Annotated in this window: 13 protein-coding genes and 1 pseudogene; 9 read left to right on the top strand and 5 right to left on the bottom strand. The window is 57.1% G+C overall.

Features of this window, described 5'->3' with window-relative positions; translation table 11 throughout:
• Positions 1–149: 149 nt before the first annotated feature.
• On the top strand, positions 150–1,052 hold the full coding sequence (locus PSH65_RS26995; RefSeq protein ID WP_305423416.1) for a DMT family transporter: 903 nt from the start codon (positions 150–152) through the stop codon (positions 1,050–1,052).
• Between the two features lie 55 nt (positions 1,053–1,107).
• On the opposite strand, the gene PSH65_RS26990 is transcribed toward PSH65_RS26995, so the two are convergent.
• Positions 1,108–2,082 carry a D-glycerate dehydrogenase gene (locus PSH65_RS26990; RefSeq protein ID WP_305423415.1) on the bottom strand — a complete coding sequence of 325 codons (975 nt, stop codon included), beginning with the start codon at positions 2,080–2,082 and terminating at the stop codon, positions 1,108–1,110.
• A 120-nt stretch (positions 2,083–2,202) separates the two neighbouring features.
• Positions 2,203–2,580 (bottom strand): DUF6124 family protein, encoded by a 378-nt coding sequence (locus PSH65_RS26985; RefSeq protein ID WP_305427059.1) that lies wholly within the window; start codon positions 2,578–2,580, stop codon positions 2,203–2,205.
• Positions 2,581–3,042: 462 nt separating this feature from the next.
• Between PSH65_RS26985 and PSH65_RS26980 the strand changes: the two genes are divergently transcribed.
• The 4 genes from PSH65_RS26980 to PSH65_RS26965 all read left to right on the top strand — a co-directional run bounded on the left by PSH65_RS26980 (position 3,043) and on the right by PSH65_RS26965 (position 5,613).
• The gene (locus PSH65_RS26980) at positions 3,043–4,113 is read left to right on the top strand and encodes a hypothetical protein (protein ID WP_305423414.1); all 1,071 of its coding nucleotides are present in this window, start codon (positions 3,043–3,045) and stop codon (positions 4,111–4,113) included.
• Positions 4,076–4,366, top strand: a complete 291-nt coding sequence (locus tag PSH65_RS26975) for a hypothetical protein (protein WP_305423413.1) — start codon at positions 4,076–4,078, stop codon at positions 4,364–4,366. Before PSH65_RS26980 ends, PSH65_RS26975 begins: the two co-directional genes overlap by 38 nt.
• Positions 4,363–4,749 (top strand): hypothetical protein, encoded by a 387-nt coding sequence (locus PSH65_RS26970; RefSeq protein WP_305423411.1) that lies wholly within the window; start codon positions 4,363–4,365, stop codon positions 4,747–4,749. The genes PSH65_RS26975 and PSH65_RS26970 overlap by 4 nt, the downstream gene beginning before the upstream one ends.
• A 75-nt stretch (positions 4,750–4,824) precedes the next feature.
• Complete coding sequence (locus tag PSH65_RS26965; protein ID WP_305423409.1) at positions 4,825–5,613, top strand: hypothetical protein; 789 nt, start codon at positions 4,825–4,827, stop codon at positions 5,611–5,613.
• Between the two features lie 82 nt (positions 5,614–5,695).
• Here the strand turns inward: PSH65_RS26965 and PSH65_RS26960 are convergent, their stop codons facing one another.
• Both PSH65_RS26960 and PSH65_RS26955 read right to left on the bottom strand, forming a co-directional pair.
• On the bottom strand, positions 5,696–6,184 hold the full coding sequence (locus PSH65_RS26960) for a hypothetical protein (protein ID WP_305423408.1): 489 nt from the start codon (positions 6,182–6,184) through the stop codon (positions 5,696–5,698).
• A gap of 159 nt (positions 6,185–6,343) precedes the next feature.
• Positions 6,344–7,312 carry a LysR family transcriptional regulator gene (locus tag PSH65_RS26955; protein ID WP_305423406.1) on the bottom strand — a complete coding sequence of 323 codons (969 nt, stop codon included), beginning with the start codon at positions 7,310–7,312 and terminating at the stop codon, positions 6,344–6,346.
• Between the two features lie 345 nt (positions 7,313–7,657).
• On the opposite strand from PSH65_RS26955, the pseudogene PSH65_RS26950 reads away from it, so the two are divergent.
• From PSH65_RS26950 to PSH65_RS26935, 4 genes and pseudogenes are all read left to right on the top strand, one after another.
• Positions 7,658–9,160 (top strand): annotated as a pseudogene (locus PSH65_RS26950) (efflux transporter outer membrane subunit).
• A 183-nt stretch (positions 9,161–9,343) separates the two neighbouring features.
• Positions 9,344–11,536, top strand: coding sequence for an FUSC family protein (locus PSH65_RS26945; protein WP_305423405.1), 2,193 nt, complete (start codon positions 9,344–9,346; stop codon positions 11,534–11,536).
• The gene (locus PSH65_RS26940; RefSeq protein WP_007896379.1) at positions 11,526–11,726 is read left to right on the top strand and encodes a DUF1656 domain-containing protein; all 201 of its coding nucleotides are present in this window, start codon (positions 11,526–11,528) and stop codon (positions 11,724–11,726) included. Before PSH65_RS26945 ends, PSH65_RS26940 begins: the two co-directional genes overlap by 11 nt.
• A gap of 10 nt (positions 11,727–11,736) precedes the next feature.
• Positions 11,737–12,600: an HlyD family secretion protein gene (locus PSH65_RS26935; protein WP_305423404.1), complete on the top strand. Its 864-nt coding sequence runs from the start codon at positions 11,737–11,739 to the stop codon at positions 12,598–12,600.
• 50 nt (positions 12,601–12,650) lie between these two features.
• Here PSH65_RS26935 and PSH65_RS26930 read toward each other — a convergent pair whose 3' ends face one another.
• The gene (locus PSH65_RS26930) at positions 12,651–13,943 is read right to left on the bottom strand and encodes a hypothetical protein (protein WP_305423402.1); all 1,293 of its coding nucleotides are present in this window, start codon (positions 13,941–13,943) and stop codon (positions 12,651–12,653) included.
• Positions 13,944–14,078: the final 135 nt, after the last annotated feature.

The following is a 14,078-nucleotide window of genomic DNA, read 5'->3' as shown; positions in this document are numbered from 1 at the left end:
CTGTGGCGAGCGAGCTTGCTCGCGCTGGGCTGCGTAGCGGCCCCCAAGTCCTGGCAAATTTCGCCAGTTTTGTGAGCGCTATGCACTCAAGCGCGAGCAAGCTCGCTCGCCCCAAAGTAAACAGCATTGCCCATCCCGGAGCTGTCGCCATGAACCTTTCGTTGTATTTATTGACCGTGCTGATCTGGGGCACCACCTGGATTGCCTTGAAATGGCAACTGGGCGTGGTGGCGATTCCGGTGTCGATCGTCTATCGCTTTGGCCTCGCCGCGTTGGTGCTGTTCGCGCTGTTGCTGCTCAGCCGGCGCTTGCAGGTGATGAACCGTCGCGGGCATCTGATTTGCCTGGCTCAGGGCCTGTGCCTGTTCTGCATCAATTTCATGTGTTTCCTCACCGCCAGCCAGTGGATCCCCAGCGGTCTGGTCGCCGTGGTGTTTTCCACCGCCACCCTGTGGAATGCCTTCAACGCACGGGTGTTTTTCGGTCAGAAAATCGCTCGCAATGTACTGATGGGCGGTGCACTGGGGTTGCTCGGATTGGGCCTGTTGTTCTGGCCAGAGCTGGCCGGTCATACCGCCAGCCCCGAAACCTTGCTCGGATTGGGCTTGGCGTTGCTCGGCACCTTGTGTTTCTCGGCGGGTAACATGCTGTCGAGTTTGCAACAGAAAGCTGGCCTGAAACCCCTGACCACCAATGCTTGGGGCATGGCTTACGGCGCGGCGATGTTGTCGGCGTGGTGCCTGGTCAAAGGCATCCCGTTCGACATGGAATGGAATGCCCGCTACATCGGCTCGTTGCTGTACCTGGTGATTCCGGGCTCGGTGATCGGCTTCACCGCCTACCTGACGCTGGTCGGGCGCATGGGGCCGGAGCGGGCGGCGTATTGCACCGTACTCTTTCCGGTGGTGGCGCTGAACGTGTCGGCGTTTGCCGAAGGCTATCAATGGACGGCGCCGGCACTGGTGGGGCTGGTGTTGGTGATGTTGGGGAATGTGCTGGTGTTCCGTAAACCCAGGACGTCGATGGTGCAAGGAAACGGTAAATTGGCGTGAAGTGCCCGAATCTGTAGAGAGCGGGCAGGCGTTTGAACCGCCTACCCTTATTTAGTCAGCCTTTCCACACTTGTGGACTCACCAGATCTTGCGGCCGCTCACCCAACAAGGCACTGCGCAAGTTGGCCAAGGCACGGTTGGCCATGGCGTCACGGGTTTCGTGAGTCGCGGAGCCGATATGCGGCAAGGTCACGGCGTTTTTCAGTTGGAACAATGGCGACTCGGCCAACGGTTCTTTCTCGTAGACGTCCAGCCCGGCACCGCGAATCCGGTTGTTTTGCAGCGCTTCGATCAGCGCCGGTTCGTCCACTACGGGGCCGCGGGCGATGTTCACCAGAATGGCGCTCGGTTTCATCAGCGCCAGTTCGCGGTGACTGATCAGGTGTCTGGTTTTTTCGCTGAGCGGCACCACCAGGCAGACGAAATCGGCTTCGGCCAGCAGTTGGTCGAGGCTGCGGAACTGCGCACCGAGTTCCTGTTCCAGTTCGGTCTTGCGGCTGTTGCCACTGTAGATAATCGGCATGTTGAAGCCCAGCCGACCACGCCGGGCGATGGCCGCGCCGATGTTACCCATGCCGACGATGCCTAAGGTTTTGCCATGCACATCGCTACCGAACAACGGCGCGCCGACGGTGGCTTGCCATTGGCCGGCCTTGGTCCAGGCGTCCAGCTCGGCGACGCGGCGGGCACTGCTCATGAGCAAGGCGAAGGCCAGGTCGGCGGTGCTTTCGGTGAGTACGTCGGGGGTGTTGGTGAGCATGATCCCGCGTTCGTTGAAGTAGGCGAGGTCGTAATTGTCGTAGCCGACCGAGACGCTGGAGACCACTTCCAGTTTGCTGGCGTTTTCCAGTTGCGCGCGACCGAGTTTGCGACCGACGCCGATCAGGCCGTGGGCGTGGGGCAGGGCTTCATTGAACTGGGCGTTGATGTCGCCGTTTTTCGGGTTCGGCACGATCACGTCGAAGTCTTGTTGCAGACGTTCGATCATCGGTGGGGTGATGCGGCTGAAGGCGAGGACGGTTTTTTTCATTGGAGGCGGCTCGTCGGGATTGGAGAATGCCAAGCACGCTAACATTCTTCCCGGACATTATGCGAGCGCTCGGATTGCCGGGTGTACGCCACCCTCACCACAGTTCGCTCCTACAAGGGGTCAGCTGTGTGGCGCGGGTTTTGGTACGTTGAGGTTATCCAGCATCCGGTTCACCGCCAGCTCGGCCAGCATGACGATCTGCTGAATCGCCATGGCCGTATTCCGATGCGGACCTTCCAGATAGGTCGCAAAATTGCTGGCCATCACTCTGGCCTGGGCCAACGATTCACAGGTGTGGGCCAACAGGTCTTCGTCTTTGATCGCCGGTGCGAGCATATACATCGTGCTGGGTTTGCGGATGGTCGGTGATTTGAGGGCAGCGGGGTTGAGGTAGTGATTCAGCGCGCGTTCGGCGGCTTCGTTGAGTTTCTTGGAGTTGGGGGATTCGTAGGGGGAAACGTCGTCGGTTTCCGGAGGGTTCGGTGTTTCTTTGATCATGCGGAAGTTACTCATTGGCAGATGAAGTGGAACTGCCATCTTTCGTTTTCCAGACGAAATGGGTGGCAGCTGTGCGCGGACTGGAAAAACCGGAACATCCACCAAAACCCGGCAGACCCGAAGGTCTCCCGCGCACAGCCGCCATAACAAGGATTGCGTGCAGAAAAAAGCGCCGCAGCATGCCATGAGCTGTGGTAAGTGTTTGCCAGGTTTTCCAGACCTGATCGCTGATTTTGCAGCGACCCACAAAGCCTACCCATTTCGCTTCCGACGCAACAACCGTCAAAACTTGTCGGAAACGCCCTCAAAAATCACCCCGTCTGTAGGAACTGCTGAAGACTGCACCCACAATGTCGCCATCAAAAAACTCGGACTTCCCCTACACGCAAAAACGATTCGCCCGGCATCCCCCTTTGAGCCCACTCGCCAAAGTCTCACGTTTCCAAGGAACGGGACACGAGCGTGACCAGACTCATCCCCAAAAACCAACTCACCAGCCAACACGGCCAGGTGCTAGACAGCCACCAAGCCGTCGCCGACTTGCGCCAGGCCCTGAACTATCCCTACGACCTGCAAGGCTTCGACGACCTACTAAGCGCGGTCGGCGTTAACAGCTCCAACTACATGCAGGCCGCCAACCAGCAAAAACTCATCAATGCCGTTAGCAACGGTGATTGGGTCATGGTGACGCCCCGAATCGATTCCGATAACGGCGGTGCCTCATGGAATGCCTTCAACCCCAAACCTGAGCTGCCACCGGCGCAGCATCTGGTCGAAGAACACGCCTTCACCCTGCCCAAACCCGTGGAGTCGGGTTTCCATATTATTCAGCAGCCCATGACCCTCGACGCTCTAGAGCGTTCGCTGTACGAAAACCCGCCAAGCGATGCACTGCGCCAGGAATTACGCTCGCTCAATCGGCATCTCGGCGAGCGAGTGAAGCCGGGGCAAATGGTGATTTTCAGCGATTCACGGCATTACATGTACCGTCGCGAAGAGGCGCAAATGATGATCGTGGCGGAGAAGGTGAACGAAGCATTGAAGGATCTGAGTGATGAAGAGGCATCGTTTTTAGTCGAGCATCATGAAGTGATCGAGCCGTTTTTGGAGGTGTCGGCGGGATCGTTAGGCGTGGCGTCGTTCATGATCGGTCAGCATCTGGAGAGCCTGAAAACGACCCTGAAAGAACTTGATGGGTTGCATCAACAGCAATTCCGTGAACACGGGCATTTGCATTCCCCTGAGTTTTTTTCCCGGCGCAGGCGGTTGATGGCCAAACTCGATGTTGGTCTGGGGGGGCTTGTACGCAAAGGCACCGGTATCCCGGATCATCCCAAGCTCAAGCGTGCCTTGGGCCTTTCTACTCGTAGAGCGATTCATCATTGGAACAAGGCAGGGGCACCGACACAGTTACCCGGCTACGCCTCTAACATTGATGGTGTGGCGAAGGCTGGGAGGCTATGTAGGAATAGGGCTTGCAGCAGGTGCGGCTACCATGCGTATCAACGAGGTTTGCCGTACAGGAAGTGCTGAAGACTGCAGGCAGGTGCAATTTTCCGAGGGCGGTAAGCTGTCTGGTAACGTAATTGGCGGTGTTACCGCAGGAGTTGTGACGGGAAAAATCACCTTGAAGTACTGCGCCGGTATTGCTTTGAAGACCCGCGGCTTAGGCGGTGTTGTTTGCGCGTTAATTCTTAGCGGGGGCACAGCATCAGTTGGAGGAAATATCGGGGCGAAGTTTGGAGAGGCTGGTGGAGAATTGATCTACGAGGTAACAACTCCATGAGCCAAGAAAAGATGCTGTATGGAGCATGCGCCCTACTTTTATTGGGTTTTATGCTTATAAATTTGATCGTTATGTTTTATGTGGCGTTCTTCAAGCTGGACGAAATTGAAAAACTTCTTAAGAGTTCCGCTGTTTTAGAAAACGATCATTTGACGGGCAGTGGACCCATTAGCAGATTAATGCGCTTGAGCCGAATCAGCGGATTGCTTTGCGCCAGCACGTCATTCCTGCAGCAAACTGACCCGCTGGCGATCTCGGATATAGCACAATTTCCTGCTGGACTTAGGTTGTGGGTCAATATTCCATTTCATATCGCAACGTTTTTCATTGTTTGTATGGTGGCTTTATGGGGCTGGGGAAAATATACCGGCCTACTGAGTTAAGTCTGTGGTGGAGGTTTTTTTGAGGGCGTATCGCCATGAGCGAGTATGAAGTATTTTTAACCCCGTCCGATGATGATGAGTGACACTAAAAATATCGTGCTTGTTCTTGCTGCGATCATTTTTCTACTGGTTTTTACCAGTCAGGTAATCCTGCTGTACGCCGCCTATTTCAAACTCGACCAAATTGAAGATCACTTCAATGCGTCTCACCTGGTGAGTATCAATCGAAACACAGCGGGTAACGGCCCGTTTGGAAGGATGAACAGACTTAGGTTGATTGGCGCTTTAACGGGGAGTTTCTATCAGCATCAGATGTTGGATTCGTATGCGTTTATGGAAGCTGAAATCTTGCCGGAGCGCCTGAAAAAATGGGCTGAAACTCCAAAAAAACTGATGCGGATTGCGGTCGTCAGCGCTGGACTACTGTTGCTTTGGAGTGGCTTTGTATCTTTGCGTGCAACCATTTCAAACCCGATGAGTGACCTGAAACTACTCTACACAGCCATCCTGATCGGCTTTCTTGCCTTGGTTTTTATCGTTTCAGTGCTGCGTGTGTACATCAGTTTTTTTAAACTCGAAGAACTCGAATCTCACCTCAACGATTCTTACTTCATTGGTCGCAACCGTTGGGTCATGGGTGATGGTCTGTACGGGCGTCATTACCGTTTGACTCATCTCTCGACCATGCTTCGTGAGGATGATGCATTCCTGCTGAGAAGCGACCCGCATTGTATCGATGAGATAAAGCACTTCCCTTTACACCTACGACGCTGGGTCGTCATTCCCAATCTGATGTTTGCCTATTCAGTTGTTGGCCTTTGTGCGTATTGGCTCTGTGGAAAGTACGCCGGACTGCTGGCTTAACAGCGGCCTGACAGTCGCCCGATCTCTGGGAAGAACCGACGGCTCCCCCCAGGATGGCGGTGAGTGTTCAACGGGCTGCCGATTACTCGAATAGCTTTTCCAAGTGTCGCTGTCCGGTTATATGCTCCAGACCTTTAACATCAATTCCACCAATCGCTTGATGACTTTCTTCATTGTTCAGAATCGTAAAGTTGAAGTCGGCTTTGAGTGTCCCAGCCTTAAGATCGAAATTGAACGTGATGTGCCCGACATTATTTTTAGAGGTGTAAGGTCGGTGCCATGATCCGTCAGGGACGGACCAGTTTTCGCTGAAAGTAGGGGGTAAAATATCGCCCGGTTGAAATTCATATCGTTTGTTTTCAATGTTTGCCGGGAAGCGTAGGGAGATGGTGTTCCATTCGGTTTCACTGATTTGATGCCTAGTGTATAAAATAATCCACTCTCCATTAGTGATAAAAAGAGTAGCTGTCCCATCGTAGGTGGAGAATTTAAAGCTGTTGTGGATTTCAGCAGTCAGTTTGTCGCTAGTGGAACTAAGGTTTTTATTTGAACCCGTGTAGTAAATGTTCATACCCGTATTCCTTCGAATGAAAAATTAAATTACCCATGGAGTTTCCATTCGAGGAGACAGTTCGTCTACTGTCAGATCTGATAGTTAATTTATATCTATTGGCTATTGGAGAAGATTATTTCGGCATTCCTTTGCCATAAGCCAATGCTGCGTAATGGGCTAATTCGCCACCCGAACCCCACCCAAACTCCCACTCAATTCATACGCCGCCAATTCCGCCTGATGCGCCGCCAATATCTCCGGCAACGACCCCCGCAAGTACTCCACCCACGTCTTGATCTTCGCATCCAGATACTGCCGCGACGGGTAGATCGCATACAGATTCAGTTCCTGTGACCGGTAATTCGGCATTACCCGCACCAGCGTGCCGTTGCGCAGCCCTTCAATCGCCGCATACACCGGTAAAACGCCAACGCCCATGCCACTGGTGATCGCCGTTTTCATCGCATCAGCGGAGTTCACCAAAAACGGTGAGCTGTTGATGGTGACCATTTCCTGGCCTTCCGGGCCGTCGAAGGTCCACTTCTCCAGCGGAATCACCGGGCTCACCAACCGCAGGCACGCATGGTTCAGCAAATCGCTGGGCTTGTGCGCGCAGCCGTTGGCTTTTACATAGGCCGGCGATGCGCAAACGATGCTGTAGGTGATGCCCAGGCGTTGGGAGACGAAGCCCGAGTCCGGCAGTTCGCTGGCGAGCACGATGGACACGTCGTAGCCCTCGTCGAGTAAATCCGGCACGCGGTTGGCCATGGTCAGGTCGAAGGTCACGTCCGGGTGGGTCTTGCGGTAGCGGGCGATGGCGTCGATCACGAAGTGCTGACCGATGCCGGTCATGGTGTGCACCTTGAGTTGCCCGGCCGGGCGCGCGTGGGCGTCGCTGGCCTCGGCTTCGGCTTCTTCGACGTAGGCCAGGATCTGCTCGCAACGCAATAGATAGCGCTTGCCGGCCTCGGTCAGGGCGATGCGGCGGGTGGTGCGGTTGAGCAGGCGGGTTTGCAGGTGGGCTTCCAGGTTGGAGACCGCGCGCGAGACGTTGGCCGTGGTGGTGTCGAGTTGCACGGCGGCGGCGGTAAAGCTGCCGGCGTCGGCCACGTAACTGAAGGCGCGCATGTTTTGCAAAGTGTCCATGGGGTGCTCTCGAATGCGATGGCAAATTGTGACACGAAGTTACGGGGACAGTGACCCCGACAAATGGATTATCGCGTTAACGGTAACAAAGATTCACAGGATTCCCGGCTTATCGCCTTTCCGGCCGCCCCCTAGAATTGCGCCATTGTGGGAGCGGCTTGTGTGGCGAGGGGGCTTGCCCCCGTTGGGTTGCGAAGCGACCCTAAAACCGGTCACCGCGATCTTCAATCAGAATGCGGTGACCGGTTTACGACTGCTGCGCAGCCGAACGGGGGCAAGCCCCCTCGCCACAAAAAGCGGTTCCCCACAAGTTTTTCCGTACCCCCCTTTCAGGAAATCGCAGCAGTGCCGCGTCGCATCAACAGAGCGCTCAAGACGCTCAGTGTTTTGGCTTTAACCCTGGCAATCAGCGGCTGCATCGGCACCGCAGGTATTGCCCCACAGGGCAAGGCACTGGAGGCTGATTCACTGGCCACCGATGAAGCTATTCAGAGCGCCGAGCAAGACGCTCATTGGCCCAGCACCCAATGGTGGCAAGCCTACGGCGACCCGCAACTGAACCGCTGGATCGACCTCGCCCTGCAAGGCAGCCCGAGCATGGCCATGGCCGCCGCGCGAGTGCGTCAGGCGCGGTCCATGGCCGGCATTGCCGAGTCCGCCGAGTCCTTGCAGATCAATGGCCAATCCACCCTCAAGCGCCACAACTGGCCCACCGATCAGTTCTACGGCCCCGGCGAGTTGGCCAACACCACCACTTGGGACAACAACGCCGCGCTGGGCTTCAGCTATGCCCTCGACCTTTGGGGACGCGAAAGCAACGCCACCGAACGCGTCGTGGACATGGCCCACATGAGCGCCGCCGAGGCGCGGCAGGCGCAGCTCGAATTGCAGAACAATATCGTGCGCGCCTACATCGAGCTCTCGTTACATTACGCGCAACGGGACATCGTCGCGGCGACCTTGAAGCAGCAACAGCAAATTCTCGACCTGGCACAGAAACGTCTGGATGGTGGCATCGGCACGCATTTCGAAGTCAGCCAGGCCGAAACACCATTGCCGGAAACCCATCGGCAAATCGATGCGCTGGACGAGGAAATTGCTCTAAGCCGCAACCAACTCGCCGCTCTGGCCGGTAAGGGACCGGGGGAGGGCGCGCAGTTGCAACGGCCGACGCTGTCGTTGGGCTCGGCGCTAAAGTTACCTTCGTCGCTGCCTGCGCAATTGCTCGGTCAACGCCCGGGACGTGGTCGCCAGTCGCTGGCAAGTGGCGGCCCAGGCGCGGGGTATCGATGTCGCTCACGCGGGCTTCTACCCCAACGTCGATCTGGTCGGCAGCCTCGGCTACATGGCCACCGGCGGCGGGGCGCTGGAGTTTTTGACCGGCAAGAAGCTCAACTACAGCGTCGGCCCCCGGCGATTTCGTTGCCGATCTTCGACGGTGGCCGCTTGCGTTCGGAGTTGGGCGAAGCCTCGGCCGGTTATGACATCTCCGTGGCCAGGTACAACCAGACGCTGGTCAATGCGCTGAAAAATATCTCCGACCAGTTGATTCGCCGCGAGTCGATGGACAAGCAACAAGCCTTCGCCGCCGAGTCGGTGACCACGGCGCAGAAGACCTACGACATCGCGATGATCGCGTATCAGCGTGGGCTCACCGATTACCTCAACGTGCTCAATGCGCAGACCTTGTTGTTCAAGCAGCAACAAGTGCAGCAGCAGGTTCAGGCCGCACGGTTGAGTGCTCATGCGGAGCTGGTGACGGCGCTTGGTGGTGGACTCGGGGCGGGCAACGACGTGCCGAATGCCGAGAAAACCCAGCCTCCGAAAACCCCGGTTCTTTTGCAGTGAGCGCGACGTTTCAGGCACACCCACATTTGTGGCGAGGGAGCTTGCTCCCGCTTGAGTGCGCAGCACTCACAAAATTAGCAGTGGTTGCCAGAATTTTGGGGCCGCTACGCAGCCCAGCGCGAGCAAGCTCGCTCGCCACAGTCATTCGCTTGTCTCAAGTTTTTCCCAAGTGAGCAAAATTCCATGACTCCCTTGCCCGCACCTTTGCGCTGGCTATATTCCCTTGAATGGCGCCGGGGTTTCTTCGACTGGGCACGCAGCGATGGCGTGACCTGGGTGTACATTTTCAAGGTGCTGTTCGCCGCGTTCCTGACCCTGTGGCTGGCCATGCGTCTGGAATTGCCCCAGCCGCGCACCGCGATGATCACCGTGTTCATCGTTATGCAGCCGCAAAGCGGCCAGGTATTGGCCAAGAGCTTCTATCGCTTCCTTGGCACGTTGGCCGGGTCGGCGGTGATGGTCGCGCTGATTGCCTTGTTTGCGCAGAACACAGAACTGTTCCTCGGTTCGCTGGCGATCTGGGTCGGCCTCTGCTCGGCCGGCGCGGCACGTTATCGCAACTTCCGCGCCTACGGATTTGTGCTCGCCGGTTACACGGCGGCGATGGTCGGACTGCCTGCTTTGGCTCACCCCGACGGCGCGTTCATGGCAGCAGTCTGGCGCGTATTGGAAATCTCCCTGGGCATTCTGTGCACGACGCTGGTCAGCGCCGCGATCTTGCCGCAAACCGCCAGTGCGGCGATGCGCAATGCGTTGTATCAGCGCTTCGGCGTGTTTGCGTTGTTCGTCACTGATGGCTTGCGCGGTCGCAGTCGGCGCGAAGCGTTTGAAGCAAGCAACGTTCGGTTCATCGCCGAGGCAGTGGGCCTGGAAGGGCTGCGCAGCGTCACGGTGTTCGAAGACCCGCACATGCGTCGGCGCAACGGGCGGCTCAGTCGCTTGAACAGCGAATTCATGGGCATTACTACGCGCTTCAATGCGTTGCATCAGTTGCTCGAACGTCTGCGTAGCGGCGGCACCGATCACGTTGTCGCGGCGATCAAACCGGGGTTGCAAGACCTGGCCGAAGTGCTCGACGGCTTCAGCGGTCGCGCCTTGACCAGCCCCGACGCTGCACGCCTGGCCACCGCGTTGGCGACCTATAAGGAAAACTTGCCGGCGCGAGTTCGCAGCCTGCGGGCGACCTTTCAGGAGAATGATCCGAGCGACGCCGAGCAGTTGGATTTCCACACCGCGTACGAGCTGCTTTATCGCTTCGTCGACGACCTGCACAGTTATGCACAGACCCACGCGTCGCTGGCCGATCACAGCCACGAACGTGAGCGTTGGGACGAGCCCTTCACCCCGCAAACCAACTGGCTGGCCTCGGCGGCATCGGGTATTCGCGCAGCATTCATCCTCGTGGTACTAGGCAGTTATTGGGTGGCCACCGCGTGGCCGAGCGGGGCGACCATGACCCTGATCGCTGCCGCCACCGTCGGTCTTTCAGCGGCGACACCGAACCCCAAACGCATGGCGTTTCAGATGGCCTGCGGGACGTTGCTCGGGGCGCTGATCGGCTTCGTCGAGATGTTTTTCATCTTCCCCTGGATCGACGGTTTTCCGTTGCTGTGCGTGATGCTGGCGCCGGTGATCGTGCTCGGGTCGTTCCTGACTTCACGGCCGCAATACGTCGGGGTTGGCCTGGGATTGCTGATCTTCTTCAGCACCGGTTCGGTGCCGGACAACCTCACGGTTTACAACCCTTACGCGTTCATCAACGACTACATCGCCATGATCATGGGCATGCTGGTGTGCGCGGCGGCCGGGGCGATCATTCTGCCGCCCAACAGCCGCTGGTTGTGGCGGCGGCTGGAGCAGGATTTGCGCGGGCAAGTGGTGTATGCCATCAGCGGCAAACTCAAGGGCCTGGCGTCGAGTTTCGAAAGCCGCACTCGCGATCTTTTGCATCAGGCTTACGGTCTGGCAGCGGGACAGCCGCAGGTGCAACGAGACTTGCTGCGCTGGATGTTCGTGGTGCTGGAAGTCGGCCACGCGATCATCGAGTTGCGCAAGGAACAGGCGATTCTGCCGGTGCACCCGGCCTACGCCGAATCCCAGCCGTGGCGCCAGTCAATCCGGGTGATGGGGCGTTCGCTGGTGCGAATGTTTCTGCAACCGGGCCAGAGCAATCTGGAGCGTGCGCTGGTCGCGGTCGATCACGCGATCAGCCGCGTGCAGGCCACCGACGAACCCTTTGCGCCGCACTTCGATACCTCCGCCTTGCGCCGAGTGAAAAGCTACCTGCACTTCATCCGCACCTCGCTGCTCGACCCGCAATCGCCACTGGCTTCATACACCATCGCCAAGCCCGAAGGACTTGCCCATGCCTCGTGAAATCGCCTTCCACGGCGTGTACATGCCGACCATGACCCTGATGTTTTTCATTGCGGCGGCGCTGGCCTGGGCGCTGGATCGATTCCTGTCCGGGTTCGATTTGTACCGCTTCTTCTGGCACCCGGCGCTGCTGCGCCTGAGTCTGTTTACCTGTCTGTTCGGCGCCCTGGCGCTGACTGTTTATCGTTGAGAACACCCCGATGAAAAAGCTTTTCAGCCTGCTCGCGACCCTCCTGGTGTTGGCCCTTGCCCTGTGGATCGGCCGGACCCTGTGGGTGCATTACATGAACACACCCTGGACTCGCGACGGCCGGGTGCGCGCCGACATCATCAACGTCGCCGCCGACGTTACCGGTGAAGTGGTGGACGTGCCGGTGCGTGACAACCAGCTAGTGAAGAAGGGCGATTTGCTGATGCGCATCGACCCTGAGCATTACCGCATTGCGGTGAAACAGGCGCAGTCGCTGGTGGCCTCGCGCAAAGCCACGTGGGAGATGCGCAAGGTCAACGCCCACCGCCGCGCCGACCTCGACAACCTGGTGATCTCCAGGGAAAACCGCGACGACGCCAGCAACATCGCCGACTCGGCCCTGGCCGATTACCAGCACGCCCAGGCACAACTGGAAGCCGCCGAACTGAACCTCAAACGCACCGAAGTGCGCGCGGCGGTGGACGGTTACGTGACCAACCTCAACGTCCATCGCGGCGACTACGCACGCATCGGCGAAGCGAAAATGGCCGTGGTGGACATGAACTCGTTCTGGGTCTATGGCTTCTTCGAAGAAACCAAACTGCCGCATGTGCGCGTAGGGGATAAAGCCGATATGCAACTGATGAGCGGCGAAGTGCTCAAGGGGCATGTGGAAAGCATTTCTCGCGGCATCTATGACCGCGACAACCCGGAGAGCCGCGAGCTGATCGCCGACGTGAACCCGACCTTTAACTGGGTGCGCCTGGCACAGCGGGTGCCGGTGCGGATTCACATTGATGAAGTGCCGGAGGGAGTGCTGTTGGCGGCGGGGATTACGTGTACGGTGGTGGTGAAGCAGGCAAGCGATTTGTAAGCTGTGAACCGGACTCGCCCTCACCTCGGTGAAGGCGGGTTTTTTGAACTTCAGCTCAGGTATGCGCACAACACCCCAAATGCTCCACCGATTCCGCCGGTATTGCCGGCAAAAATAAACTGCGAGTTGCTTCGGGGCTGTAGAAGCGCAGGTTCAGCCGAGATCGCTGTGTCCTCTTCGATGTACCCATTGTTGCCGAAGTCTTTATCGACAGTGCCATTGCTCAGGAAGCGGGCGATATGCAGTTTTTGGTAACTGCCGACGACATTTATCCTCTCCGCTGCATCCAGAAAGCCAGCCTGCCAGTTGTCCCCGGTCTGTTCGTCAAACACCGTCAGGACAGGTTGACCCAAGTTGAACTGAAAATCCGGAACACCGTCAGCCATCATTCTCATCAGCAGCCCCTTCATGAACTTCCCGGTGCGCCCACAATTGCCGAAGCCAATGAAACCGTTATTCGTTGTCTGAATCAGACCTTGTATAACGGTGTCTCCTTCCTCGACATTCAACACGTAGGAACCTGGTGTTTTGGAATCGCCGAATGTCTTGTCAGTGCTGCCGTCACTATTGAGGCGGGCAAAGAAACCCTTCATGCGATCAGATTGTTTGACACTGCCGGCCAACAGGATTTTCTCATCATTCTGGATATCCACGGCGTGAAGTGCTATCGCATGGTCAGTGTCATTGAGTCTGAAATCAAGGCGACCGGTTTTGTTGAAACTGGTGTCCAACTGGCCTTTTAGGTTCACTCGATACAGGACGCAATGGGTTGTTTCGCTTCCCGAAGAGCGGTAGGTCGCGCTGATGACAATTTTGTCGCCCTGGAAAGCGCAGTTACCGGAGTTGGGCACGAATATTTCGCCTGTTTGATTTCGGAAAATCTGCCTGCCCTGCACTGCGAAGCCTTCGTCCAGGTCACCCTGTTCCGTGAATCGGCAAATGACCAAGTGAGGTGGAGGCTCGCCGGAGTCTGCGTCCAGATGAGTCCAGCCCAGCATGTAAGTCCGTGAATCCTGCTCCAGTATTTTCCCGCCTGATGCGTCAAAAGGCGCTTTGAATTTTCCGAATCCGAAACCTTGGTCCGCGAATGTTTCATCAAGGCTTCCGTCTTTATTCAGGCGTGCCAGCCCGTAATAAGCCGAGTTGTATAAGGTTTCATTGTCGCGAGAGTCGTCATGGGACACGACGGCACCGACGATGATTTTCCCCGAGTCCTGTACGCAGAGACCTTTGACGTGACGATCCGTGCCATTGATATGAGGTAGAGTTGAGAGCGAGATCTTTCCTTTGTCGCCAAAACTCTGGTCGCTGTCTCCGGCGTGTTGACGGTCGAATGTGTTCATTTTTCTGTCCAGTGAAGTCCACTTAGTTGGATGAGCCATGATGGCGCCCAACGCTTTCAAGGTTGGAAGCGGTTGTTGGGTATTCCATCGACATCACCGCACCGGTCATCCACAGACTGATGGGCAAAGGGACTT

The sequence above is a fragment of the Pseudomonas sp. FP603 genome, assembly GCF_030687415.1.
In the GTDB taxonomy this organism is placed as follows: Bacteria; Pseudomonadota; Gammaproteobacteria; order Pseudomonadales; family Pseudomonadaceae; genus Aquipseudomonas; species Aquipseudomonas wuhanensis.
The sequence above is the reverse complement of the archived record's forward strand: the minus strand, read 5'-3'. Positions and strand labels throughout refer to the sequence as shown.

Excerpts from the sequence above, each read along its gene's own strand:
- PSH65_RS26935 (WP_305423404.1), top strand. The coding sequence starts at position 11,737 with ATGAAAAAGCTTTTCAGCCTGCTCGCGACCCTCCTGGTGTTGGCCCTT.
- PSH65_RS26995 (WP_305423416.1), top strand. The coding sequence starts at position 150 with ATGAACCTTTCGTTGTATTTATTGACCGTGCTGATCTGGGGCACCACC.
- PSH65_RS26945 (WP_305423405.1), top strand. The coding sequence starts at position 9,344 with ATGACTCCCTTGCCCGCACCTTTGCGCTGGCTATATTCCCTTGAATGG.
- PSH65_RS26930 (WP_305423402.1), bottom strand. The coding sequence starts at position 13,943 with ATGAACACATTCGACCGTCAACACGCCGGAGACAGCGACCAGAGTTTT.
- PSH65_RS26975 (WP_305423413.1), top strand. The coding sequence starts at position 4,076 with ATGCGTATCAACGAGGTTTGCCGTACAGGAAGTGCTGAAGACTGCAGG.
- PSH65_RS26985 (WP_305427059.1), bottom strand. The coding sequence starts at position 2,580 with ATGATCAAAGAAACACCGAACCCTCCGGAAACCGACGACGTTTCCCCC.
- PSH65_RS26960 (WP_305423408.1), bottom strand. The coding sequence starts at position 6,184 with ATGAACATTTACTACACGGGTTCAAATAAAAACCTTAGTTCCACTAGC.
- PSH65_RS26965 (WP_305423409.1), top strand. The coding sequence starts at position 4,825 with ATGAGTGACACTAAAAATATCGTGCTTGTTCTTGCTGCGATCATTTTT.
- PSH65_RS26970 (WP_305423411.1), top strand. The coding sequence starts at position 4,363 with ATGAGCCAAGAAAAGATGCTGTATGGAGCATGCGCCCTACTTTTATTG.
- PSH65_RS26955 (WP_305423406.1), bottom strand. The coding sequence starts at position 7,312 with ATGGACACTTTGCAAAACATGCGCGCCTTCAGTTACGTGGCCGACGCC.
- PSH65_RS26940 (WP_007896379.1), top strand. The coding sequence starts at position 11,526 with ATGCCTCGTGAAATCGCCTTCCACGGCGTGTACATGCCGACCATGACC.
- PSH65_RS26990 (WP_305423415.1), bottom strand. The coding sequence starts at position 2,082 with ATGAAAAAAACCGTCCTCGCCTTCAGCCGCATCACCCCACCGATGATC.